The sequence below is a fragment of the Streptomyces sp. NPDC097129 genome (assembly GCF_055668065.1).
In genome coordinates this window covers 1,023,781-1,046,873 of record NZ_JBVOQE010000001.1, presented here as the reverse complement: position 1 = coordinate 1,046,873, position 23,093 = coordinate 1,023,781, and the positions used below count along the sequence as shown (strand labels likewise).

Below are 23,093 nucleotides of genomic sequence, written 5' to 3'. Positions count from 1 at the left end.
TCGATCAGTGTTCTGGGGCAGTTGTTCTGTGTGTTGATTGAATTCCTTCCGCTGTGTCGGGGCATCGGCATGACTGGTCGCCTGATGGTGGAAACTGGACAGATGACCGTGATCCGGCAGATGACCTACCAGCCCGTCGGGCGCCGTGCCGCCACTGTCGAAGCCATGACGTTCGACCGCCTTCGCGAGCTGAACGACGGCGGGACACAGCGCGCCGACTTCCACGTCCTCGCCGTCGTCGATGCCGGGCACGGATCCGTCACCGTGGACTTCCTCCGACACCCGCTCCAGGAGCGGTCCGCGGTGTGGGTCGCTCCTGGAGCTGTGCACCGATGGGACGACATCACTGGCGTGGCTGGGCACGTCGTGCTGTTCGTGCCGACCGCGCCGGTCACCCACGCCACCCGGGAGCTCGTCGCGTCCCCGGACCTGGTCGCTCACTGGAGCATTCCCGACGCCGACTGGCCGTTCGTCGACACCGCGCGCAACCATCTCCTGCTCGAAGCATCCGCCCCACCCGGGGATATCTCGACGGAGCTGCCCGAGATCCTGCTGTCCGCGCTTATCGCCCGGCTCCGGCCCCCGCACGCCGATGCACGGTCGATCAATCCGGTGTTCCGACTGTTCCGGTCCAGCGTCGAAGCGCACTTCCGGGAACATCATGACGCCGGCTATTACGCCCGGACACTGGGATACGCTCCCCGCACCCTCTCAAGAGCGGTGCAGCAGGTCACCGGCCGCAGCGCGAAGGCGTACATCGTCGATCGGATCGTCCTGGAAGCCAAACGGCTCCTCGCACACGACCGCCTCACCGCGACCGCCTGCGCCAACACGCTCGGCTTCCCCGACGCGTCCAACTTCTCGGTGTTCTTCCGGAAGGCGACAGGCGTGCGCCCGGGCGCGTGGCAGGCGAGGGTGGCCGTCGAGTGAGGGGGTACTCATCCATGATCACGGAGCGTCGCAACTCCATGATCGCAAGGTCACTGTCCCTGCCTCGGGTGCTTGGGTACCACCGTGCCTGGCTGCGAGACCTCTAAGTGGTCGGCTCCAGAAGTCCTTCGGGGGCTTGAGTCCGGAGCCGGTAGTGGGCGGCGCCGCTCAGGTGTCTGGGTGGTGACGATCGGTGATTTGGGCGCGGTTCGTTTCGAGTGAAGCTCGGGATCAAGTGGTGAGGGCGTAGTTCCGCTGGTCGAGGGTGGGGTGAAGGCGGTCGCGCTCGCGGGCGGCGTCGAAGCACCAGATGTGCCGCTGACTTGCGGTTTCTGTTGTTCCGTCAGTTACCGTGCAGAGCCAGTCGATCCTGGTCGATCATGATTGAATGCTGCGCGTCGCGGCGCTCGGGGGGTGCTGATGCCGTGCCGCCCGCTCCCTCTCTTTCTAATGTGACGCGGACCACGTCAACCTCATGTCACGTTCGGAAGGGCAGCTTGCGTCTGGTGGTCGTCCGCAAGGCGGGAACAGACGACACGAAAGAGGCGGCAGAGCGATGAACGCGACAGCAGCGCAGCAGCACGAGGTCCTGGTCCTGGGCGCCGGTTACGCCGGGCTCTCCGCCGCGATCCAGCTGGCGGCCCGCACCAGGAAGCGCGGTGACCTGCGAGTGACGCTGGTCAACCCGTACGACACCTTCACCGAGCGGCTCCGGCTGCACATGACCGCCACCGGCCAGGAGACGGCCGAGATGAACATCCCGGAGCTGCTGGAGGGCACCGGGGCCGGCTTCGTCCGTGGCTGGGTTACTGCCGTGGACGCCGGGGCGAAGACCGTCCGGATCGACGACGACCGCATCCTGCGCTACGACACCCTGGTCTACGGCCTGGGCAGCATCGCGGACACCGTCGCGGTCCCCGGCGTGGACGACCACGCCTACACCCTCAACAGCCCGCAGGACGCCGCCCTTCTCGCCGACCGCCTGGCCGGGCTCGACGGCGGGACCGTCGTGGTCGGCGGCAGCGGTCTCACCGGTATCGAGGCCGCCGCGGAGATCGCCGAGCGGCACCCGCAACTCCAGGTGGTACTGCTGGGCCGGCAGGAGCCGGGCGCGGGCATGCGCCCGAAGGCCAAGGCCCACCTGGACGCGGCGCTCGCCCGGCTCGGCGTGCGGGTGCGCAGCGGCGTCGACGTGGTCAAGGTGCTGCCGGACAGCGTCGAGCTCGCGGACGGCTCCAGCATCCCGGCGGCCGCGGTGCTGTGGACCAGCGGCACCCGCGTCTCCCCGCTGGCCGCCGCTGCGGGCCTGGCCGTCGACGAGCGGGGCCGGGTGGTCACCGACGGCGCGCTGCGCTCGGTCTCCCACCCGGACGTCTACGCCGTGGGCGACGCGGCGGCGATCCGTCAGGGCTACGGTGTGATGCACGGGACCTGCCAGGGCGGCATGCCCACCGGTGTGCACGCGGCCCTGTCGATCCTGCGGGTGCTGGCCGGCAAGGAGCCCAAGTCCTTCCGCTTCGGCTACTACCACACGCCCGTCAGCCTGGGCCGAAACGATGCCGTCGTGCAGTTCACCCACCCCGACGACAGCCCGCGCCGGATCGTGCTGACCGGCAAGCGGGCCGCGAAGTACAAGGAGACGGTCACCGCCGCGCCGTGGCCGACCTTCGTCCGCATGAAGAAGATGCCCGCCTCGGGCGCCCTCTGGCCGCACGGCGGCCGCTACACCCGGATCCGGAGTGCCAAGTGACCCAGCCGCAGCCGGCCGACGCCGACCAGCTCGCCTTCCAGCAGTACCGCACGCTGCTCTTCTCCGTCGCCTACCGCATCCTCGGCACCGCCGCCGACGCCGAGGACGTGGTCCAGGACGCCTGGCTCAAGTGGTCGGCGGCCGATCGTTCCCAGGTCGCCGACCCCAAGGCCTACCTGACCCGGATCGTCTCCAACCTGGCGATGGAGCTGCTTCGTTCGACCCGCCACCAGCGCGAGACCTATGTCGGGCCATGGCTGCCCGAGCCGATCCTCACCGGCCCGGACACCGCCGACGGCGTCGCCGCGGCGGACTCGGTCTCCATGGCCCTGCTGGTCGTCCTGGAGACGCTGAGCCCCCTGGAGCGCGCGGTCTTCGTGCTGAAGGAGGTCTTCGCCTTCAGCTACGTGGAGATCGCGGAGGCGGTGGAACGCTCGGAGCCGGCGGTCCGGCAGGCCGCGCACCGCGCCCGCGAGCATGTCCAGGCCCGCCGGCCCCGTTTCAGCACCGACCGCTCTCGTCAACGCGACATCGCCGAGCGGTTCTTCGCGGCGGCGACGGGCGGCGACATCAACACCCTCATGGAGCTGCTGTCCCCGGACGTCACCCTGTGGACCGATGGCGGTGGCAAGGTCCGTCAGGCCCTCAAGCCGGTCGTGGGCCTGAAGACCGTGGCTGGCTGGTTCGCCGCGCTCGGCACCGCGACCTACCAGGGCATCGAACCCGGGCAGATGCGGGCAGAGCTCACCTGGATCAACGGCGGCCCGGGCGTGGTCTTCCACGGCCCGGAGCGCGTGATCGCCACGATGACCTTCGACTTCGACCCGGAAGGCCGCATCTCGGCCATCCACAACGTGGCCAACCCCGACAAGCTCCACGCCGTCGCCGACGGCACCCGACACGAACTCTCCTGAGTCGCCCGATCGATGTCGACGCCCTCGGCCGCTTGCTGTGGCGCGCGGCGATGCACTCGGGTCAGTCCCGTGGCGCCAGCTGACGCCACGGACAGGGTCGGCTTCGCAGGCTGTACATCGGTGACGTGACCGTGGGGCCGCTCGCCTCTTGGGCAGGGTCGGGGTGGGCTTGGCGGCTGCGGGTGGTGGCCTGTGGTGCCGCAGGCTTCCCCGCGCGTCGGTCCCGTGGTCTCATTCCCCAGTAATGATCAACAGGGGGGATTCGTCATGGTCGGTGTGCGGGGCAGAGCCGTGGGTGTGGGGATGCGGCGGGCGGTGGTCGTGGTTGCCGCGTTGGTGTTGGTGACGGGCGCGGCTGGGGGTGATCGGGCGCGCAGCTTGGCGCAGGGGCGGGGGCTCGACGCGACGGGGGGCGGTCGGGTCGGGTTCGAGCATGCCCGGGTCGGTGGGGAGTACTGGGTGAACCTGCCCCTCCAGGCCAACGTCACCGGGGAGCCGCTCACCGTGCTGCGTACCGAGTGGTTGCGGGTGCCGCAGGGGCTTCGGGTCGTCCGGTACGGCGTGGTCACTCTTCAGGAGTTGGACGGGTACACCCTCGGCGTCTCCGATGCCTCCACCTTCGGGGGGACCGTGCCCGGCGCCCCGGTCCACGCCCCACGGCCGATCACCGTGCCCGCGCACAGCAGCGCCGACGCCTACGTCCTGGCACGCGTCAAGGTGACCGCCCCCGTGCACGACGACCTCGCCGGGTATCGGGTCTGGTACCGCCAGGGCTCCGTCGTCTACCGGCAGGACCTCGAGTGGGAAGCCTCGCTGCGGTTGCGGCCCGAGGAAGCATGACCCACCTCACCGCCCTCAGAGGGTGATGGCCAGCACGAGCACCGCCAAAACCGTGCCGGCCGTGAGCGCCGCCCCCACTATCGTGAACACTTTGTCGACCGCCGGGGTGTCCCAGCCCTGGATGATGAAGCGGCTGGGCTTTGCCGGGTCGTAGAGGACCACGACCGGGGCGCCCACGCCGAAGCGGGGGGTGATCTTGTCGCGGCCGAACCTGGACGCGTGCGTGCACTCGCGGCCGTCCTGGGTCGTCCAGGCCGCGACGGGGTGGTGGTACCGGGGCCCTTCGTCGCTTCGCCGGATGTCGTGGCGGACGATCCGGCCCCGCGCGGTCACACCGGTGCGGCGCAGTGCTTCCGCGCGGCGGCGTCCGGACACGCCGAAGGCGAGGAAGCCCGCGCCGACCGTCAGCGGGATGAGCGAGAAGAGCCATTCGGGTCGCATGCCCTGTGCGACGCGCGGGCGGGGGTCCCGGTTGCGGTGCGGGGCGCCGCTCGCGGTCGGGCGTGACCAGCGTTACCCCCGGCCGTCTCTGGACGGACTCCCTACTCGCCGGTACCGTTAGTCTGAGCAAGCGCTTAGACAGTCGACGTACGTGGAGGTGGCGGCCGTGCGCCGTACGGTGTTCAACGAGGATCACGAGGCGTTCCGGGAGACCCTCCGCGCCTTCATCGAGGCCGAGGTCGTCCCCGTCTACGACGAGTGGTTCGCCGCCGGCCAGGCCCCGCGCGACTTCTACTACAAGCTCGGTGAGCTGGGCGTCTTCGGCATCAGCGTGCCGGAGGAGTTCGGCGGCGCCGGCCTGGACACCCACAAGTTCGAAGCCGTCATGTACGAGGAGACCGCCCGCGCGGGCGTCCAGTTCGGCGGCTCGGGCGTGCACGTGCTGCTCGCTCTGCCGTACATCAAGATGCTCGCCACCGACGAGCAGAAGAAGCGGTACCTGCCGAAGTTCGTCAGCGGCGAGGAGATGTGGGCCATCGCCATGACCGAGCCGGGCACCGGTTCGGACCTGGCCGGCATGAAGTCCACCGCCAAGCTCTCCGAGGACGGCACGCACTACGTCCTCAACGGCGCCAAGACCTTCATCACCGGCGGTGTGCACGCCGACCGCGTGATCGTGTGCGCCCGCACCGCCGCGCCGACCGCCGAGGACCGCCGCCACGGCATCTCGCTGTTCGCCGTGGACACCAAGTCCGAGGGCTACTCGATCGGGCGCAAGCTGGACAAGCTCGGCCTGAAGACCTCCGACACCGCCGAGCTGGCGTTCGTCGACGTCAAGGTCCCCGTCGAGGACCTGCTCGGCGAGGAGAACAAGGGCTTCTCCTACCTCGGCCACAACCTCGCCTCCGAGCGCTGGGGCATCGCCTTCGGCGCCTACGCGCAGGCCAAGGCCGCCGTCCGGTTCGCCAAGCAGTACGTGCAGGAGCGCACGGTCTTCGGCAAGCCCGTCGCCCACTTCCAGAACACCAAGTTCGAGCTGGCCGCCTGCCAGGCCGAGGTCGACGCCGCCGAGGCCGTCGCCGACCGCGCCACCGAGGCGCTGGACGCCGGTGAGCTGACGCCCGCCGAGGCCGCCTCCGCCAAGCTGTTCTGCACCGAGGTCGCCCACCGCGTCATCGACCGCTGCCTCCAGCTGCACGGCGGCTACGGCTACATGAACGAGTACCCGATCGCCCGCCTGTACGCGGACAACCGCGTCAACCGCATCTACGGCGGCACCAGCGAGATCATGAAGACGATCATCGCGAAGGACATGGGTCTGTAGGCCACCGGTAATCACTGGCCGGTACAACTACTACCCATGAGCCAGGCACTCCAGGATCTCCTCGATCTGCTCGACCTCGAGCAGATCGAGGAGAACATCTTCCGCGGCCGGTCCCGCTCCGCCGTCGTCCCCCGCGTCTTCGGCGGGCAGGTCGCGGCCCAGGCACTGGTCGCCGCCGGGCGGACGGTCCCCGCGGACCGGCTCGCCCACTCGCTCCACGCGTACTTCCTGCGCATGGGCGACCCGGGCGCGCCCATCGTCTACGACGTCGAGCGCATCCGTGACGGCCGCTCCTTCACCACCCGGCGTGTGGTCGCGATCCAGCACGGCCGGCCGATCTTCTCGCTGTCCGCCTCCTTCCAGGCGTACGAGGAGGGCCTCGACCACCAGGCCCCGATGCCGCCCGCGCCGGACCCGGCGTCGTTGCCCACCTCGCAGGAGCGGCTCAGCGGATACGACCACCTCGCCCCGGAGGTCGTCGAGCGGTTCCTCGAAGCGCGCGAGGCGATCGACCTGCGGTACGTGGACGAGCCGCCGTACGGCCGCTTCGGCGCGCCGCGCGAGCCGCACTCCCAGGTGTGGTTCCGCACCAACGGCAAGCTCGACGACGACCCCCTGCTGCACGTCGTCCTCGCCACCTACGTCTCCGACATGACCCTCCTCGACTCCGTGCTGCTCGCGCACGGCCGCGGCGGCTGGGCCGTCGGTGACGTGGTCGGCGCGTCGCTGGACCACGCCATGTGGTTCCACCGGCCCTTCCGCGCCGACGAGTGGCTGCTGTACGACCAGGAGTCCCCGTCGGCGTCCGGCGGCCGGGGCCTCGGTCAGGCGCGGATCTACACGCAGGACGGGCGGCTGGCCATCTCGGTGATCCAGGAGGGCGTGGTCCGCGTTCCCCGGGAACACTGAAGGCTCTTCCGGGAACACTGAGGGGCATGGCCCCAGCACACCAGGCGCACCAGGCGCAGCAGTCGGCGGCGCAGGGCGGCGGCGAGTCCACGGGCACCGTGATCGTCGCCGCCCTCGCCAATCTCGGGATCGCCCTGGCGAAGGCGGTCGCCGGAGTGCTCAGCGGCTCCAGCGCGATGCTGTCCGAGGCCGCGCACTCGGTCGCCGACACGGTCACCGAGGTGCTGCTGCTCACCGCCCTCAAACGCAGCGAGAAACCCGCCGACGAGGAACACCCCCTCGGCTACGGGCCCGAGCGGTACATCTGGGCACTGCTCGCCGCCGTCGCCACCTTCGTCGGCGGCGCCGTCTTCTCCCTCTACGACGGCGTCCACACCCTGCTCGCGGGCGAGGAGCTGGGCGACCCGCTCGTGTCGTACGTCGTCCTCGTGGTCGCCTTCCTGCTGGAGGGCTTCTCGCTGCGGACGGGCGTGCGGCAGGCGCGCGGGGAGGCGGCCCGGCTCGACGTGCCGTTCCGGCACTACCTGCGGCGCACGCCCGACACGGCCGTGAAGGCGGTCGTGCTGGAGGACTCCGCCGCGCTGATCGGCCTGGTGCTGGCCGCCGGCGGGCTGCTCGGCGGTCAGCTCAGCGGGTCGGGCGTGTGGGACGCGCTCGCGTCGCTGTGCATCGGCGTGCTGCTGCTGTACGTCGCCTGGGTGCTGGGCCGCTCCAACGCCGAGCTGCTGATCGGGCGCCCGCTGCCCAAGCCGGTGCGGGAGCGGATCCGGGCCGAGCTGCTGGCCGTGGAGGAGATCGAGGCCGTACTGGAGCTGACGACGCTGGTGCAGGGGCCACAGGAGGCCCTGGTGGCGGCGAAGGTCGACTTCCGGGACGTGTCCACGGCCGCGCAGATCGAGCGGGCCTGCGAGCAGGCCGAACGGCGGCTGCGGGAGCTGCTTCCCGCGATCGGGCGGGTCTACCTCGATCCGACGCCCGGGAGGCCGGCTCCGGGCGAGCGGGTCACGCCAGACCCGCCTGGTCCAGCAGATACGCCGTCATCGGGTCGTAGTGGCGCGGGCTGACCACGTGGTCGTCGAGCGGCACCGTCACCTGCACGGTGCCCTCGGCCTCGGCGAGGAAGAGCGCCGGGTCGTTGCAGTCGGCGTAGCCGACGCTGTCCACGCCGTGCTGGCCGGCGTACCCGGCCCAGCCGTGGTCGGCGACGACCAGGTCGGGCACCGGGCGGCCCTCGCGCTCCAGGCCGGTGAGGATGGCCCGCATCGGCTCACCGGAGTGGGTGTGCCACAGCGACGCCCCGTGCTCCAGCACCGCCACGTCCGCGAACTGCATGACGTACCCCTCCTCGGTGCTCAGCCCCTCGGGGATGACGACGATCTCGCAGCCGGCGGCGCGCAGCGCGGCGGCCGTGGCGCGGTGCACGTCGAGCAGGCCGCCGGGGTGCCCGGTGGCGAACAGCACCCGCTGGGAGCCGTCGGCCGCCTTGCGCAGCCGCCCCGCCATCCGCTCCAGGGCGTCGACGGTCAGCTCGGGGTCGATGGTGTCCTGGCCGTAGCGGTACTCGGGGTCGTCGTTGACGCCGGCCCGTTCCGCCATCACCGCGAGGACGTCCTGCTCGTCGCTCCAGCGGTCGCCGAGTTCCAGGCCGAGCCAGTACAGACGGTTGCCGTTCGCCAGTTGCCGGTAGTGGGAGAGGTTGTTCTCGCGGGGCGTGGCGACGTCGCCCGCGATGCGGGTGCGGACGAGGTGGGCGACGAGTTCGGCGCGGCTGGGCGTCCCGGGTATCGGCATGGTCACCATTGTGAGGCAGATCGCTGTGCGCGCGGCCGGCGTCCCGGCGGCTGGGACACGGGTCACGTAGCCCGCGCCGGCCTCACAGCTGCCTCAGCGCCAGCCACAGCTCCATCCGTACGTCCGCGTCGTCCAGGTCGGCGTCCAGCAGGGCCGCGCAGCGCCCGATGCGCTGGCGGACGGTGTTGCGGTGCACGGACAGGGCGACGGCGGTCCGGTCCCAGCTGCCGTGCAGGGACAGCCAGGTGCGCAGCGTCTGGGTGAGGGCGGGGGTGAGCGGGGCGAGCAAGGCGCGGGCGTGCGCGGCGGCCTCCTCGGCGGGCAGCAGGTCGGTCAGGGCGGGGCGGTCGTCGTGCCGGGCCAGCGGGGTGCGGCCGGCGCGGGCGCGGGCCAGCGCGCGGGCCGCCTGGCGGTCGGCGGCCGCCCAGTCGGCGGGGCCGGCGGGCGCGCTCATGCCGAGCGTCCAGCCGGGCTGCTCCGGCACCTCGTGACCGGCGGGCACCAGCAGGCGTACGACGTCGTCGGCCAGGTCGACCAGCGGGGTGCCGAGGGCCGCGCCGAGCGCGGAGGCCGCCACCGGGTCCGGGGCCTGGCTGTCGGGGAGGGCGTGGACGACGATGCGGCTGTCCGCGCCGAGCAGCGCGGCCACCTCCTCGGGCGCCGCGCCGAGCAGCAGCCGGACCAGCGCGGAGGAGCGGGCGGCGCCGGTGCCGCTCTGGTGCTCGCCGGTGAGCAGGGTGAGCAGGACGGCGGCGAGTGAGGCGATGGTGTGGTCGGCGGGGTCGCGCTGCGGGGCGGCGACGCCGAGCGCGAAGCCCTGGCCGACGCCCAGGGCGTAGGCGGCGAGGTGGACGCCGGCGGCGGTGTCCGTGGCGGTGGTGGTGGAGCGGCGGGTGACCACGGCGGCCAGCCGGGTGAGCGCGCCCATGGCCTCCTCGGGCTGCTCCCGGCCCGCCTCGGCGATGCGGGCGCCCTCCGGGCCGTACAGCACGGCCCGGCCCGTCACGCGCTGGGCGAGCTGGCGCAGCACGGAGGGCACCGGGTCGGAGCGGCCCGCGGCGGCCGCCAGGGACTGCTGGGCCTCGGTCACCCGGCGCAGTTCCGCGAGGCGGGCCTGCGCCATGAGCTGCCACACCGCGCGGGCGACACCGGAGAACGTGGTCTGCGGCGGGACCTCCAGCAGCGGCAGCCCGTGCGCCTCGCACGCCTCCACCAGCGCGCGCGGCACGGTGTCGTGCACGGGCGCCACCCCGAAGCCGAGGGCCGCGCCGCCCGCGGCGACGATCCGGGACACGTAGTCGTCGAAGTAGGCCCCCAAGGTCCCGTCCGTCCCGGCGGCCTGCGGGATGTGCACGCCCGCGGTCAGCAGCAGCTCGCCGCCGAGCAGGTACGGGTAGGGGTCGGCCATCTCGGAGGTGTGCGCCCAGCGGATGGCGATACCCGCATCGCGGGGCCCGGCGATCTGCACCAGGGCGAGGTCCTCACGGGCCAGGAGCGACCTGAGGGGAACGGGGGGCGTGGGAGGTACGGCCTGCTCCGGCATGTGTGCACTCCATCCACCCGGCGGTCGTACGAATGGAGGAAACGTACACTTCGCAGTCGCTTTTCGGCCACCTAGTGTCAGTCCGGAACCGGCAGCCGCGGGTACGGGCGGATGTCCCCGCGAACCGCTGCCGACTCTTCCCTCACTTTCACGACACGCCACCGAGAACGGTGGAAGGAGGCCCCATGGCCGTCGACTACACAGTCATCGTCCTGTACTTGGCCGGCATGCTGGCCATGGGCTGGTGGGGCATGCGCCGCGCCAAGTCGAAGAGCGACTTCCTGGTGGCGGGCCGCCGCCTGGGGCCCGCGATGTACTCCGGCACGATGGCGGCCATCGTCCTCGGCGGCGCCTCCACCATCGGCGGCGTGGGCCTCGGCTACCAGTACGGCCTCTCCGGCGCCTGGATGGTCTTCACCATCGGCCTCGGCCTGCTCGCCCTGTCGGTCTTCTTCTCGGCGCGCATCGCCCGGCTGAAGGTCTACACCGTCTCCGAGATGCTCGACCTGCGCTACGGCGGACGGGCCGGCGTCATCTCCGGCGTGGTCATGTGGGCGTACACCCTCATGCTCGCGGTGACCTCCACCATCGCCTACGCCACGATCTTCGACGTCCTGTTCGACATGAACCGCACGGTCGCGATCATCCTCGGCGGAGCGATCGTCGTCGCCTACTCCACCCTCGGCGGCATGTGGTCGATCACCCTGACGGACATGGTCCAGTTCGTCGTCAAGACCATCGGCGTGCTGCTCCTGCTGCTGCCGATCGCGGTGGTCAAGGCGGGCGGCTTCTCCGGCATGAAGGCCAAGCTGCCGACCTCGTACTTCGACCCGCTGGGCATCGGCGGCGAGACGATCTTCACCTATGTGCTGATCTACACCTTCGGCATGCTGATCGGCCAGGACATCTGGCAGCGGGTGTTCACCGCCCGCAGCGACCGGACCGCCCGGTACGGCGGCACCGTCGCCGGCACCTACTGCCTGGTCTACGCTCTCGCCGGCGCCGTCATCGGCACCGCCGCCAAGGTCATGTACCCCAAGCTGGGCAGCCCCGACGACGCCTTCGCCACCATCGTCAAGGACGAACTCCCCATCGGCGTGCGCGGCCTGGTGCTGGCCGCCGCCCTCGCCGCCGTGATGTCGACCTCCTCCGGCGCGCTGATCGCCTGCGCCACCGTCGCCAACAACGACATCTGGTCCCGGCTGCGCGGCGCCGTCAAGCGCGGCGGCGAGGAGCACGACGAGGTCAAGGGCAACCGCGCCTTCATCCTGATCATGGGCATCGCCGTGATCTGCACGGCCATCGCGCTCAACAACGTCGTCGAGGCGCTGACGGTGGCGTACAACCTGCTCGTCGGCGGCCTGCTCGTGCCGATCCTCGGCGGTCTGCTGTGGAAGCGCGGCACCGTGCAGGGCGCGCTCGCCGCCGTGATCGTCGGCGGTCTCGCCGTCATCGGCCTGATGGCCGGCTACGGCATCCTCGCCAACGAGCCCGTCTACTACGGCCTGCTGGCCTCCCTCGCCGCCTACGTCGTCGTCTCCCTCACGACCAGGCCCACCGACGCGGCCGTCCTGTCGGCCTGGCGCGACCGCCTGGCCGGCCAGACCGCCGAACCCGTGTCCGAACCGGTCCCGGCTCCCCAGTAGAGTCACAGGGACCAAGCAGTACATACGCGAAGAAGCGTAGGAAAGAAGGCAGTTCACCATGAGCAGCAACGAGACGCCCCGCGGCCCCGTCGACTCGTCCCGCATCCCGCGGTACGCCGGCCCCGCGACCTTCGCCCGGCTGCCCCGTCTCGACGAGGTCGGCCGCGCCGATGTCGCCGTCGTGGGCGTGCCGTTCGACTCCGGCGTCTCGTACCGGCCGGGCGCCCGTTTCGGCGGCAACGCCATCCGTGAGGCGTCCCGGCTGCTGCGCCCCTACAACCCGGCGCAGGACGCCTCCCCGTTCGCCCTCGCGCAGGTGGCCGACGGCGGCGACATCGCGGTGAACCCCTTCAACATCAACGAGGCCGTCGACACCATCGAGGCCGCCGCCGACGACCTCCTCGGCACCGGCGCCCGTCTGATGACCCTCGGCGGCGACCACACCATCGCGCTGCCGCTGCTGCGCTCGGTGGCGAAGAAGCACGGCCCCGTCGCCCTGCTCCACTTCGACGCCCACCTGGACACCTGGGACACCTACTTCGGCGCCGAGTACACCCACGGCACCCCGTTCCGCCGCGCGGTGGAGGAGGGCATCCTCGACACCGAGGCGCTCTCCCACGTCGGCACCCGCGGCCCGCTGTACGGCAAGCAGGACCTCACCGACGACGAGAAGATGGGCTTCGGCATCGTCACCTCCGCGGACGTCTACCGCCGCGGCGCCGACGAGATCGCCGACCAGCTGCGCCAGCGCATCGGCGACCGCCCGCTGTACATCTCCATCGACATCGACTGCCTCGACCCGGCCCACGCCCCCGGCACCGGCACCCCCGAGGCGGGCGGCATGACCTCCCGCGAGCTGCTGGAGATCCTGCGCGGCCTCGCCTCCTGCAACCTGGTCTCCGCGGACGTCGTCGAGGTGGCCCCCGCCTACGACCACGCCGAGATCACCTCGGTGGCGGCCTCCCACACGGCGTACGAACTGACCACCATCATGAGCCGCCAGATCGCGGCCGCGCGCAAGGAGAACGAGGGCAAGTGACCCACGACCACGACCTGGAGCTCCGTCCGAGTGCCGCCCAGACGGAGGCCGCGCTGAATCCTCCCGGCGGCCGCAACGGCGGAGACCTGGTCGTGGAGACCCTGGCCGGGCTCGGCGCGACGACCGTCTTCGGCCTGCCCGGCCAGCACGCCCTCGGCATGTTCGACGCCCTGCGCCGCTCCGACCTGCGCTATGTGGGCCTGCGCGTGGAGAACAACGCGGGCTTCGCCGCCGACGCCTACGGCCGGGTCACCGGCGAGGCGGCGCCGCTGCTGCTGTCGACCGGCCCGGGAGCCCTCACCTCCCTGGCCGCGCTGCAGGAGGCCGCGGCCGCCTCGGCCCCCGTCCTCGCCATCAGCAGCCAGATCCCGACGGCCGGCCTCGGCGGCGGCCGCCACGGCTATCTGCACGAACTGCCCGACCAGGCCGCCTCCTTCCGCGGCGTGGTCAAGTCCGTGCACACCGTCCGCACCCAGTCGCAGATCCCGTCCGCGATCGCCGCGGCCTGGAAGTCCGCGCTGAGCGCCCCGCACGGCCCGGTGTGGGTGGAGATCCCGCAGGACGTCCTGCTCGCCGAGACCCGGCTGCCGGTGGTGACGGCGCTGGACGCCACGCCGGACGAGCTTCTCCCGCGCCCCGAACTGACCGCCGTGGCCGCCGACCTGCTGTCCCGCGCCGAACGCCCCGCGATCATCGCGGGCGGGGGAGTGGTCCGCGCGGACGCCTCCGGCAAGCTGCTCGCACTCGCCGAGACGCTCCAGGCGCCGGTCGTGACCACCTTCGGCGGCAAGGGCGCCTTCCCCTGGGAGCACCCGCTGTCCCTCCAGTCCTGGCTGGAGGACCGGCACACCACCGACTTCCTCGAGGACGCCGACGTCCTGCTCGTCGTCGGCTCGGGCCTCGGCGAACTCTCCTCGAACTACCACACCTTCGCCCCCCGCGGCCGGGTCATCCAGATCGAGGCCGACCTCGGCAAGCTGGAGTCCAACCACCCGGCCCTCGGCATTCACGCCGACGCACGGCTGGCGTTGCAGGCCCTCCTGGAGACGGTGACCGAGCGCCCCGACCCGGGGGCCCCCGAGCGCGTCCGGGACCTGCTCGCCAAGGTCCACGCGCGGATCGACGCCCAGGACCTCACGCTGGAGCAGCAGGTGCTCGCGTCGGTGCGCCGCGCGCTGCCGGCCGACGCGCCCTCCTTCTGGGACATGACGATCCTCGCCTACTGGGCGTGGTCCGCCTTCGACGCCAAGGCCCCCAACGCCATGCACTCCGCGCAGGGCGCCGGCGGCCTCGGCTACGGCTTCCCGGCCGCCCTCGGCGCGGCGGCGGCCGACCCGACCCGCCCGGTGCTGGCGGTCTCCGGCGACGGCGGCGCGCTGTACTCCATCGCCGAGCTGGCCACGGCCCGCCAGTACGACCTGGACGTCACCTGGCTGATCGTCGACGACGGCGGCTACGGCATCCTGCGCGAGTACATGACGGACGCCTTCGGCCAGGCCACGGCGACGGAGCTGACCCGCCCGGACTATGTGGCACTGGCGGAGTCCTTCGGGGTGCCGGGCGTGCGCACCACCCCGGAGGCCCTTCACGCCGACCTGGCGAAGGCGCTCGCGACGCCGGGCCCCTCGGTGGTCGTCCTGCCCGCCGTACTGCGCATGTTCGCCCCCACCCACCTGGGCTGAGCCCGGCCCCGCCGTCGCAGCCCGCGCAGCCGCCGGGATCGTCCCAACTGCGGGGCTCCGTCGGGCTGCCGGGCCCCCGGTACGCCGGGTTCTGGGCGTGCCACCTTCCAGGCCGCCTCCTGCGGGCAGGCCGACGTGGTCGTGGTCAGCCGCGTCGCCCGGTACCAGGACACGTTCTCCTGCGGTACGTACGGCTGGACCACGTGGCGGTCACGGGAGTTCCCCGGGATCGCCTGCACGGTCTGCTTCCGGCGGGTGTGACGCACGGGCGCGGAATGATCCCGGTTCCGTACAACCATTCGGTCGAACTCGTGCGTCAACAAGGTTATGACTCAGGGGATATCAAGGCGCGCCCGTCTGCTGGCCGCCGCCGTCGGCGCGGGCGTTCTCGTTCCGGGCGTGGTCGCGGTCACGCCCGCCGCTGCCGCCACACCGGCCGTCAGCTGCACGTCGGCCAAGGCTGGCCTCGCCGCCAAACTGCAGAAGGACATCACGGGCGCGCTCGCCGGCCGCAAGGGCACCGTCGCGCTCGGCCTCTACGACCGTACGGCCAACACGACCTGCACACTGCGCGCCACCAGCGCCTTCGACTCGGCGAGCACCGTCAAGGTCACCGTCCTCGCCACGCTGCTGTGGGACGCGAAGAAGCACAACCGGTATCTGACCGACCGTGAGGCGTCCCTCACCAAGGCCATGATCACCCAGTCGGACAACAACGCCACCAGCGCGCTGTGGAAGCAGCTCGGCCCGACGAAGATCAAGGGCTTCCTCGCCGCCGCCGGGATGACGAGGACGACGCCGGGCAGCGGAGGCTACTGGGGGCTGACCCAGATCAACGTCACCGACGAGCAGAAGCTGCTGAAGCTCGTCACCGCGAAGAACACCGTGCTCAGCGACAACTCCCGCGCCTACATCCTGAAGCTGATGGGCCAGGTCGTCTCCTCGCAGCGCTGGGGCACGCCCGCCGGCGCCCCCTCCTCCGTCGCCGTGCACGTCAAGAACGGCTGGCTGCAGCGGGCCACGCACGGCTGGCGCGTGCACAGCCTCGGCACCTTCAACGGCGCCGGCCACGACTACACGATCACGGTGCTGACGCAGGACAACAGCACCATGAGCTACGGCGTCACCACCATCCAGAACGTCGCCAAGGTCATCCACCGGGACCTGGTACCGGCCGCCACCGCCCGCTACACGCCGACCAGCCGGCCGAGCGAGGCGTTCGTCGCGGTCCCGCCGCAGGGCTGACGTTCCGTCACGCCGCCGCACGCCGGTCACCGTACCCGCCTACGGTGACCGGCATGCGCTTTGGACCCGTACTCGCCGGCCTGGCGGTGGTCGCCTCCCTGACCGCCGCCTGGCCCGCCGACGTCCAGGAACGACACGCCTGTTCGCCCACCGTGACCCTCGAGGGCTTCTCCGACGCCCTCGACATGAAGACGTACCGGGGGGAGTTCGTCGGCAACCTCTCCGCGCTCGCCGTCGACCGGGACGGCTCCTTGGCCGCTCTCTCTGACCGCTCCTTCCTGTTCCGCCTGGACCGGCGGACGCTCACACCGACGTCCGTGGTGCCGCTCGCCGACGAGAGCGGGGCGCGGCTCGACTCCGAGGGCCTGGCGGTCGACCGGGACGGCAGCCGGCTGATCACCTCCGAGATCGAGCCATCGGTACGCCGCTACGACCCCGACGGCCGTCTCCTGGGGCGCCTGCCGGTGCCGGACGCGCTGTGGGCCGCCCCGGCCGGCCGCGCACGGCCCAACGGCACCTTCGAGGGCCTGACCCTCCTGCCGGACGGCCGCACCCTGCTGGCGTCGATGGAGTACCCGCTGACCGGCGACCCGGCGGACACCGTCCGCTTCCAGACCTGGGAGCGCCGCGCGGGCAGCTTCAGCCTCGCCGCCCAGTACGCCTACCGCACCGACCCCGGCCTCGGCGTCGCCGAGGTCCAGGGGATCGGCCACGGCCGCCTCCTCGTCCTGGAGCGCGCCTTCACCACCGGCGTCGGCAACACCGTCCGCCTCTACCTGGCCGATCCGCGCCACGCGACGGACGTCAGTGGGATCGCATGGCTGACCGGGCGGCCCGGTGTCCGCCCGATCAGCAAGACCCTGCTGGCCGACATCGCGGCGTGCCCGTCCCTCGGCGCCACCGCGAAGCAGCCCCAGCCGAACCCGCTGCTCGACAACATCGAGGGCATGGCGGTCACGGGCCGCGACCACGGCGCCCTGAGGGTGACGCTGGTCAGCGACGACAACCAGAACGCGGCCCAGACGACCCGGTTCTACTTCCTGCGGGTACGGACCGGCTGAGCAGCTTGCCGTACGTGGCGTCGTACGGACATTCGATACGTCGGCTGCACACCCCCTCCCGTGACGGCCGAACGTTTGTTGCGCGGGGATGAAATCGTGGCCCGGCGGTGTTGGAGCCTTCCGGTAGAGCAGGACCACTGGGAGGCACGGAGTGACACCGCAACGGGGATGGGCTCGGCGACTGTGGGGTTATGCCTGGCGGTATCCCAAGGACGTCGTCCTCGCCCTCGGCTCCTCCCTCGGCGGCATGGCCGTCATGGCCGTCGTCCCGCTGGTCACCAAGGTGATCATCGACGACGTGATCGGCGACCACAGCCGCCGTATGGCGCCCTGGGCCGGCGTGCTGATCTGCGCCGCCCTGGTCGTGTACGTCCTCACCTATGTGCGCCGCTACTACGGCGGCCGGCTCGCCCTCGACGTCCAGCACGACCTGCGCACGGACATGTTCGGCACGATCACCCGGCTGGACGGCCGGCGCCAGGACGAGCTGTCCACCGGGCAGGTCGTCGGCCGTGCCACCAGCGATCTGCAGCTGATCCAGGGCCTGCTGTTCATGCTGCCGATGACCATCGGGAACGTCCTGCTGTTCCTGATCTCCCTGGGCATCATGGCCTCCCTCTCCCTGCCGCTGACCCTTATCGCGCTGGCCGTGGCGCCCGCGCTCTGGTACATCGCCCGGCGCAGCCGCAGCAGGCTGCACCCGGCCACCTGGTACGCGCAGGCCCAGGCGGCCGCCGTCGCGGGCGTGGTCGACGGCGCGGTGAGCGGCGTACGCGTGGTCAAGGGCTTCGGGCAGGAGGAGCAGGAGACCGGCAAGCTGCGCGAGGTCGGCCGCAGGCTGTACGCGGGACGGCTGCGCACGATCCGCCTGAACAGCAGGTACACCCCCGCCCTCCAGGCGGTCCCCGCGCTCGGCCAGGTCGCGATGCTGGCGCTCGGCGGCTGGCTCGCGGTGCGCGGGCACATCACGCTCGGCACCTTCGTCGCCTTCTCCACCTACCTCGCCCAGCTGGTCGGCCCGGTCCGCATGCTCGCCGTCGTCCTCACCGTGGGCCAGCAGGCCCGCGCCGGCACCGAGCGCGTCCTGGAGCTGATCGACACCGAGCCGGCCCTGAAGGACGGCACGAAGACGCTGCCCGCCGACGCGCCGGCGAGCGTCGAGTTCGACGACGTGTCCTTCGGATACGACCATGAGCGCCCCGTGCTTCGGGGGCTGAGCTTCGAGATCCGGCCGGGCGAGACCCTCGCCGTCGTCGGCTCCTCCGGCTCCGGCAAGTCCACCCTCTCCCTGCTCCTGCCGCGCTTCTACGACGTCTCCCACGGCGCGGTCCTGGTCGGCGGCCACGACGTGCGCGAGCTGACCTTCGAGTCGCTGCGGGCCGCGATCGGCCTGGTGCCCGAGGACTCCTTCCTCTTCTCCGACACCGTCCGCAGCAACATCGCCTACGGCCGCCCCGACGCGAGTGACGAGGAGATCGAGGCCGCCGCGCGCGCCGCACAGGCGGACCGTTTCATCAAGGAGCTCCCCGACGGCTACGCCACCACGGTCGGCGAGCACGGACTGACCCTCTCCGGCGGACAGCGCCAGCGCATCGCGCTCGCCCGCGCCCTGCTCACCGACCCCCGCCTGCTCGTCCTGGACGACGCGACCTCCGCCGTCGACGCCCGCGTGGAGCACGAGATCCACGAGGCGCTCAAGGAGGTCATGCGGGGCCGCACCACCCTGCTGATCGCCCACCGCCGTTCCACCCTGAACCTCGCCGACCGCATCGCCGTCCTCGACGACGGCCGGCTCGCCGACGTCGGCACCCACGACGAGCTGCAGGAACGCTGCGCCCTGTACCGGCGGCTGCTCACCGACCCCGACGAGCTCGGCGGTGTCTCCCCGGGCCACAGCCGGCCTGCCGCGCCCGCCGAGGACACCTCGGTGCGCGAGGAGCTGGACGCCGAGTTCGACGCCGAGCGCGGCATCACGCCCCGGCTGTGGGCGGGCGAGCGCGAGCCCCGGGACGCGGCGCTGCACGGCACCCCGGCCACGCCGGAGCTGCTGGCCCAGGTCGAGGCGCTGCCCCCGGCCACCGACACCCCCGCCGTGGACGAGGCGGCCGCGGTCCGCGCGGAGGACTCCTACGGCCTGCGCCGCCTGCTGCGCGGCTTCGGACTGCCCCTGCTGGTCAGCCTCGCCCTGGTCGCCGTGGACGCCGGGGTGGGCCTGCTGCTGCCGGTGCTGATCCGGCACGGCATCGACAGCGGCGTGACCCGGATGGCGCTCGGCGCCGTCTGGGCGGCGTCGCTGCTGGCGCTGCTCGCGGTGGCCGTGCAGTGGGCGGCCCAGGTCGGCGAGACCCGGATGACCGGCCGTACCGGTGAGCGGGTCCTGTACGCCCTGCGCCTGAAGATCTTCTCCCAGCTCCAGCGGCTCGGTCTCGACTACTACGAGCGGGAGCTGACCGGCCGGATCATGACGCGGATGACGACGGACGTCGACGCGCTGTCGACGTTCCTGCAGACCGGGCTGGTCACCGCCTTCGTCTCGGTCGTCACGTTCTTCGGCATCATGGCCGCCCTGCTGGTGATCGACCTCCAGCTCGCGCTCGTCGTCTTCGCGACGCTGCCGCCGCTGGTCGTCGGCACGTACTTCTTCCGCAAGGCCAGTGTGAAGGCGTACGAGCTGGCCCGGGAACGGGTGTCGGCGGTCAACGCCGACCTGCAGGAGTCCGTGTCGGGCCTGAGGATCGTGCAGGCGTTCCGCCGCGAGCGGGACGGCGGACGGCGGTTCGCCGAGCGCAGCGACAGCTACCGGCAGGCGCGCATCCGCGGCCAGTGGCTGATCTCGATCTACTTCCCGTTCGTGCAGTTCCTGTCGTCGGTCGCCGCGGCCGCGGTGCTGATCGTCGGCGCGGGCCGGGTGGAGGCGGCGACGCTCACCACGGGCGGGCTGGTGGCGTATCTGCTGTACATCGACCTGTTCTTCGCGCCCGTCCAGCAGCTCTCCCAGGTCTTCGACGGCTACCAGCAGGCCACGGTGTCGCTGGGCCGCATCCAGGAACTGCTGCGCGAGCCGACGTCGACGAAGGCCGCGCGGGAGCCGCTGGAGGTGCTGTCCCTGCGCGGCGAGATCGCTTTCGAGAACGTCCACTTCGCGTACGGCGACGATGAGGAGGCCCTGGGCGGGGTCGACCTGCGCATCCCCGCCGGGCAGACGGTCGCCTTCGTCGGCGAGACCGGCGCCGGCAAGTCGACCCTCGTCAAGCTCGTGGCGCGGTTCTACGACCCGACCGGCGGCCGCGTCACGGCGGACGGCACGGATCTGCGCGACCTGGACCTCACGTCGTACCGGCACCGTCTGGGGGTCGTGCCGCAGGAGGCGTATCTCTTCCCCGGCACGATCCGCGACGCCATCGCCTACGGCCGGCCCGAGGCCACCGACGCGGAGGTGGAGGCGGCGGCGCGTGCGGTCGGCGCGCACGACATGATCGCCACGCTGGAGGGCGGCTATCTGCACGAGGTCGCCGAGCGCGGACGCAACCTGTCCGCCGGGCAACGGCAGTTGATCGCGCTGGCCCGCGCCGAGCTGGTCGACCCGGACGTCCTGCTGCTCGACGAGGCGACGGCCGCGCTGGATCTGGCGACCGAGGCCCAGGTCAACCAGGCCACGGACCGCCTCGCGGGCCGCCGCACCACGCTGGTCGTGGCACACCGGCTGACCACCGCCGCCCGCGCGGACCGGGTGGTGGTCATGGACCAGGGCCGCGTCGCGGAGGACGGCACCCACGAGGAACTCCTCGCCCGCGACGGTCACTACGCCCGTCTGTGGCGCACGTTCATCGGCGAGGCCGAGCCGGAGGAACCGGTGAGCGCCGCCCGCTGACCGCCAGTGCCCCCGGTCGCTCCCTCCGCAGCGCCCCCCGCGCGTCGTGTCCATGACGGTCGTGCAACCATCCGACATACGTCCTGCGTCCGTACACTCGTACGCCTCTTGTCGTGCGGACGCAGGGAGGGACGACTGTGGACTGGGGTGGGATACGGCGGCGGACGGCGGTCGGGCTGGGTGTGCTGACCGCGGCCGGGCTGTTCGCGCTGGCCGCGCCGGGCAGTGCCGAGGCCGCCGCGGCGCCCACGCGGTGCGGCGGGCACAGGGTGGCGACGCTGCCCTTCGCCACCGGCAGCGTGCAGGTCTACCGGAACGACGGCTACATCTGCGCGCTCACCGTGCCCAGCCGCCCCGGGCCCCGGCAGGTCATGTCGGTCAGCGTGCAGGCGCGCGGCGGGCGGCCCGTCGTGGACAAGGGACGGTTCATCCAGCGGGCCGGGCCGGTCACCGTGCACGCCGGGCACCGCTGCGTACGCGTCACCGGCTCGGTGGGCGGCGGATCGGTCAACTCCGGCTGGATTCTGTGCTGAACGGTTTCCTCTTTCTTTAACTCCCCCTGGTGGAAACGATGTTGCTCCGATAGCTTCCGGCGCACATCTGTCTCACAGGGAGGGTGCATGCGCAAGGCACTCAGATGGCTGCTGGCGTTCACCGTGCTCATAGGCACGCTGAGCGCGGCGGGCGCGGCCACCGCCGCCGACACTTCCGGCAGCCAGGACATCAAGGACCGGCTTCTCTCGATACCGGGCATGAGCCTGATCCAGGAGAAGCCGTATCCCGGCTACCGCTACTTCGTCCTGAACTACACGCAGCCGGTCGACCACCGGCACCCCTCGGCGGGCACGTTCCAGCAGCGCATCACCGTGCTGCACAAGGACGTCAGCCGCCCGACGGTCTTCTACACCGGCGGCTACAACGTCTCCACGACCCCGTCCCGCCGCGAGCCCACCCAGATCGTGGACGGCAACCAGGTCTCCCTGGAGTACCGCTACTTCACCCCGTCCCGGCCCGCCCCGGCCGACTGGTCCAAGCTCGACATCTGGCAGGCCGCCAGCGACCAGCACCGCGTCTTCGAGGCCCTGAAGCCGGTCTACTCCAGGAACTGGCTCGCCACGGGCGGCTCCAAGGGCGGCATGACCGCCACCTACTACGAGCGCTTCTACCCGCGCGACATGGACGGCGTCATCGCCTACGTCGCCCCCGACGACGTGGTGAACAACGAGGACTCGGCCTACGACCGCTTCTTCGCCTCCGTCGGCACCAAGGAGTGCCGCGACAAGCTGAACGCGGTGCAGCGCGAGGCGCTGGTGCGCCGCGAGCCGCTGGAGAAGAAGTACGCGGCGTACGCCTCCGCCAACGGCTACACCTTCACCACCATCGGCTCCCTGGACCGCGCCTACGAGGCCGTCGTCCTCGACTACGTGTGGGGCTTCTGGCAGTACAGCCTCCTCGCCGACTGCGACGAGATCCCCGCGAACGCGGCCACCGCGAGCGACGACGAGATCTGGGCCTCCGTCGACGAGATCTCCGGCTTCTCCGCCTACACCGACCAGGGCCTTCAGACGTACACGCCGTACTACTACCAGGCGGGCACCCAGCTCGGCGCGCCCACCATCCGCTTCCCGCACATCGAGAAGCGCTACATCCGCTACGGCTACCAGCCGCCGCGCAACTTCGTCCCGCGCGAGATCCCGATGCGCTTCCAGCCGTGGGCGATGCGCGACGTCGACACCTGGGTGCGGCACAACGCCCGCCACATGCTCTTCGTCTACGGCCAGAACGACCCGTGGGGCAGCGAGCGCTTCCGCGTCGACAAGGGAGCCGAGGACTCCTACGTCTTCACCGCGCCCGGCATGAACCACGGCGCCAACGTGGCCGGCCTGGTGCCCGCGCAGAAGGAACTGGCCACCGCCCGCATCCTCGAGTGGGCCGGCGTCCAGCAGGACACCGCGCGGGCCGTGCCGCTGGCGAAGTTCGACAGCCGGCTGGACGTGCGCGACGTCGAACGCGAGCCCGCCCTGCGCCCGTAGCCACACCCGGCGGGCGCAGCCGACCGGCTACCGAGGCGCACGTACAGGGCCGTGGCCGTCCGGTCACACCGACC

The 23,093-nt window shown here is 71.7% G+C and carries 18 protein-coding genes; 15 read left to right on the top strand and 3 right to left on the bottom strand.

Annotated elements, in window-relative coordinates:
* Positions 1 to 102: 102 nt before the first annotated feature.
* The 4 genes from AC0B9F_RS04675 (at position 103) to AC0B9F_RS04660 (ending at position 4,434) form a co-directional block, all read left to right on the top strand.
* Positions 103 to 930, top strand: coding sequence for a helix-turn-helix domain-containing protein (locus AC0B9F_RS04675; RefSeq protein WP_471999005.1), 828 nt, complete (start codon positions 103 to 105; stop codon positions 928 to 930).
* A gap of 556 nt (positions 931 to 1,486) precedes the next feature.
* A complete protein-coding gene (locus AC0B9F_RS04670; protein WP_471998753.1) occupies positions 1,487 to 2,680 on the top strand; it encodes an NAD(P)/FAD-dependent oxidoreductase in 1,194 nt (397 codons plus the stop codon).
* Entirely contained in the window at positions 2,677 to 3,594 is a 918-nt protein-coding gene (locus AC0B9F_RS04665) for an RNA polymerase sigma-70 factor (protein ID WP_471998752.1), read from the top strand. The genes AC0B9F_RS04670 and AC0B9F_RS04665 overlap by 4 nt, the downstream gene beginning before the upstream one ends.
* A gap of 459 nt (positions 3,595 to 4,053) precedes the next feature.
* Positions 4,054 to 4,434 carry a hypothetical protein gene (locus tag AC0B9F_RS04660; protein ID WP_471998751.1) on the top strand — a complete coding sequence of 127 codons (381 nt, stop codon included), beginning with the start codon at positions 4,054 to 4,056 and terminating at the stop codon, positions 4,432 to 4,434.
* Between the two features lie 15 nt (positions 4,435 to 4,449).
* On the opposite strand, the gene AC0B9F_RS04655 is transcribed toward AC0B9F_RS04660, so the two are convergent.
* Positions 4,450 to 4,875, bottom strand: a complete 426-nt coding sequence (locus tag AC0B9F_RS04655; RefSeq protein ID WP_471998750.1) for a DUF3592 domain-containing protein — start codon at positions 4,873 to 4,875, stop codon at positions 4,450 to 4,452.
* Positions 4,876 to 5,041: 166 nt separating this feature from the next.
* On the opposite strand from AC0B9F_RS04655, the gene AC0B9F_RS04650 reads away from it, so the two are divergent.
* From AC0B9F_RS04650 to AC0B9F_RS04640, 3 genes are read left to right on the top strand one after another with little or no spacing between them, the layout of a single operon-like run.
* Complete coding sequence (locus AC0B9F_RS04650; protein ID WP_471998749.1) at positions 5,042 to 6,199, top strand: acyl-CoA dehydrogenase family protein; 1,158 nt, start codon at positions 5,042 to 5,044, stop codon at positions 6,197 to 6,199.
* A gap of 36 nt (positions 6,200 to 6,235) precedes the next feature.
* On the top strand, positions 6,236 to 7,108 hold the full coding sequence (gene tesB, locus AC0B9F_RS04645; RefSeq protein ID WP_471998748.1) for an acyl-CoA thioesterase II: 873 nt from the start codon (positions 6,236 to 6,238) through the stop codon (positions 7,106 to 7,108).
* 26 nt (positions 7,109 to 7,134) lie between these two features.
* Positions 7,135 to 8,172 carry a cation diffusion facilitator family transporter gene (locus AC0B9F_RS04640; protein WP_471998747.1) on the top strand — a complete coding sequence of 346 codons (1,038 nt, stop codon included), beginning with the start codon at positions 7,135 to 7,137 and terminating at the stop codon, positions 8,170 to 8,172.
* On the opposite strand, the gene AC0B9F_RS04635 is transcribed toward AC0B9F_RS04640, so the two are convergent.
* Both AC0B9F_RS04635 and AC0B9F_RS04630 read right to left on the bottom strand, forming a co-directional pair.
* A complete protein-coding gene (locus AC0B9F_RS04635; RefSeq protein WP_471998746.1) occupies positions 8,111 to 8,899 on the bottom strand; it encodes a phosphatase in 789 nt (262 codons plus the stop codon). The genes AC0B9F_RS04640 and AC0B9F_RS04635 overlap by 62 nt on opposite strands.
* A gap of 82 nt (positions 8,900 to 8,981) precedes the next feature.
* Positions 8,982 to 10,442 (bottom strand): PucR family transcriptional regulator, encoded by a 1,461-nt coding sequence (locus AC0B9F_RS04630; RefSeq protein ID WP_471998745.1) that lies wholly within the window; start codon positions 10,440 to 10,442, stop codon positions 8,982 to 8,984.
* A 185-nt stretch (positions 10,443 to 10,627) separates the two neighbouring features.
* Here AC0B9F_RS04630 and AC0B9F_RS04625 point away from each other — a divergent pair, with 185 nt between their 5' ends.
* The 8 genes from AC0B9F_RS04625 (at position 10,628) to AC0B9F_RS04590 (ending at position 23,019) form a co-directional block, all read left to right on the top strand.
* Positions 10,628 to 12,088, top strand: coding sequence for a sodium:solute symporter family protein (locus tag AC0B9F_RS04625; protein WP_471998744.1), 1,461 nt, complete (start codon positions 10,628 to 10,630; stop codon positions 12,086 to 12,088).
* A gap of 58 nt (positions 12,089 to 12,146) precedes the next feature.
* On the top strand, positions 12,147 to 13,127 hold the full coding sequence (speB, locus tag AC0B9F_RS04620; protein ID WP_363268861.1) for an agmatinase: 981 nt from the start codon (positions 12,147 to 12,149) through the stop codon (positions 13,125 to 13,127).
* Positions 13,124 to 14,809, top strand: a complete 1,686-nt coding sequence (locus tag AC0B9F_RS04615) for a thiamine pyrophosphate-binding protein (protein ID WP_471998743.1) — start codon at positions 13,124 to 13,126, stop codon at positions 14,807 to 14,809. Before speB ends, AC0B9F_RS04615 begins: the two co-directional genes overlap by 4 nt.
* Before the next feature lie 327 nt (positions 14,810 to 15,136).
* A complete protein-coding gene (locus tag AC0B9F_RS04610) occupies positions 15,137 to 16,054 on the top strand; it encodes a serine hydrolase (RefSeq protein ID WP_471998742.1) in 918 nt (305 codons plus the stop codon).
* A gap of 53 nt (positions 16,055 to 16,107) precedes the next feature.
* Entirely contained in the window at positions 16,108 to 17,115 is a 1,008-nt protein-coding gene (locus AC0B9F_RS04605) for an esterase-like activity of phytase family protein (protein ID WP_471998741.1), read from the top strand.
* Positions 17,116 to 17,266: 151 nt separating this feature from the next.
* Positions 17,267 to 20,986: an ABC transporter ATP-binding protein gene (locus AC0B9F_RS04600; protein ID WP_471998740.1), complete on the top strand. Its 3,720-nt coding sequence runs from the start codon at positions 17,267 to 17,269 to the stop codon at positions 20,984 to 20,986.
* 137 nt (positions 20,987 to 21,123) lie between these two features.
* On the top strand, positions 21,124 to 21,519 hold the full coding sequence (locus tag AC0B9F_RS04595; protein ID WP_471998739.1) for a hypothetical protein: 396 nt from the start codon (positions 21,124 to 21,126) through the stop codon (positions 21,517 to 21,519).
* A gap of 87 nt (positions 21,520 to 21,606) precedes the next feature.
* Complete coding sequence (locus AC0B9F_RS04590) at positions 21,607 to 23,019, top strand: S28 family serine protease (RefSeq protein ID WP_471998738.1); 1,413 nt, start codon at positions 21,607 to 21,609, stop codon at positions 23,017 to 23,019.
* The last annotated feature ends 74 nt before the right edge of the window (positions 23,020 to 23,093 follow it).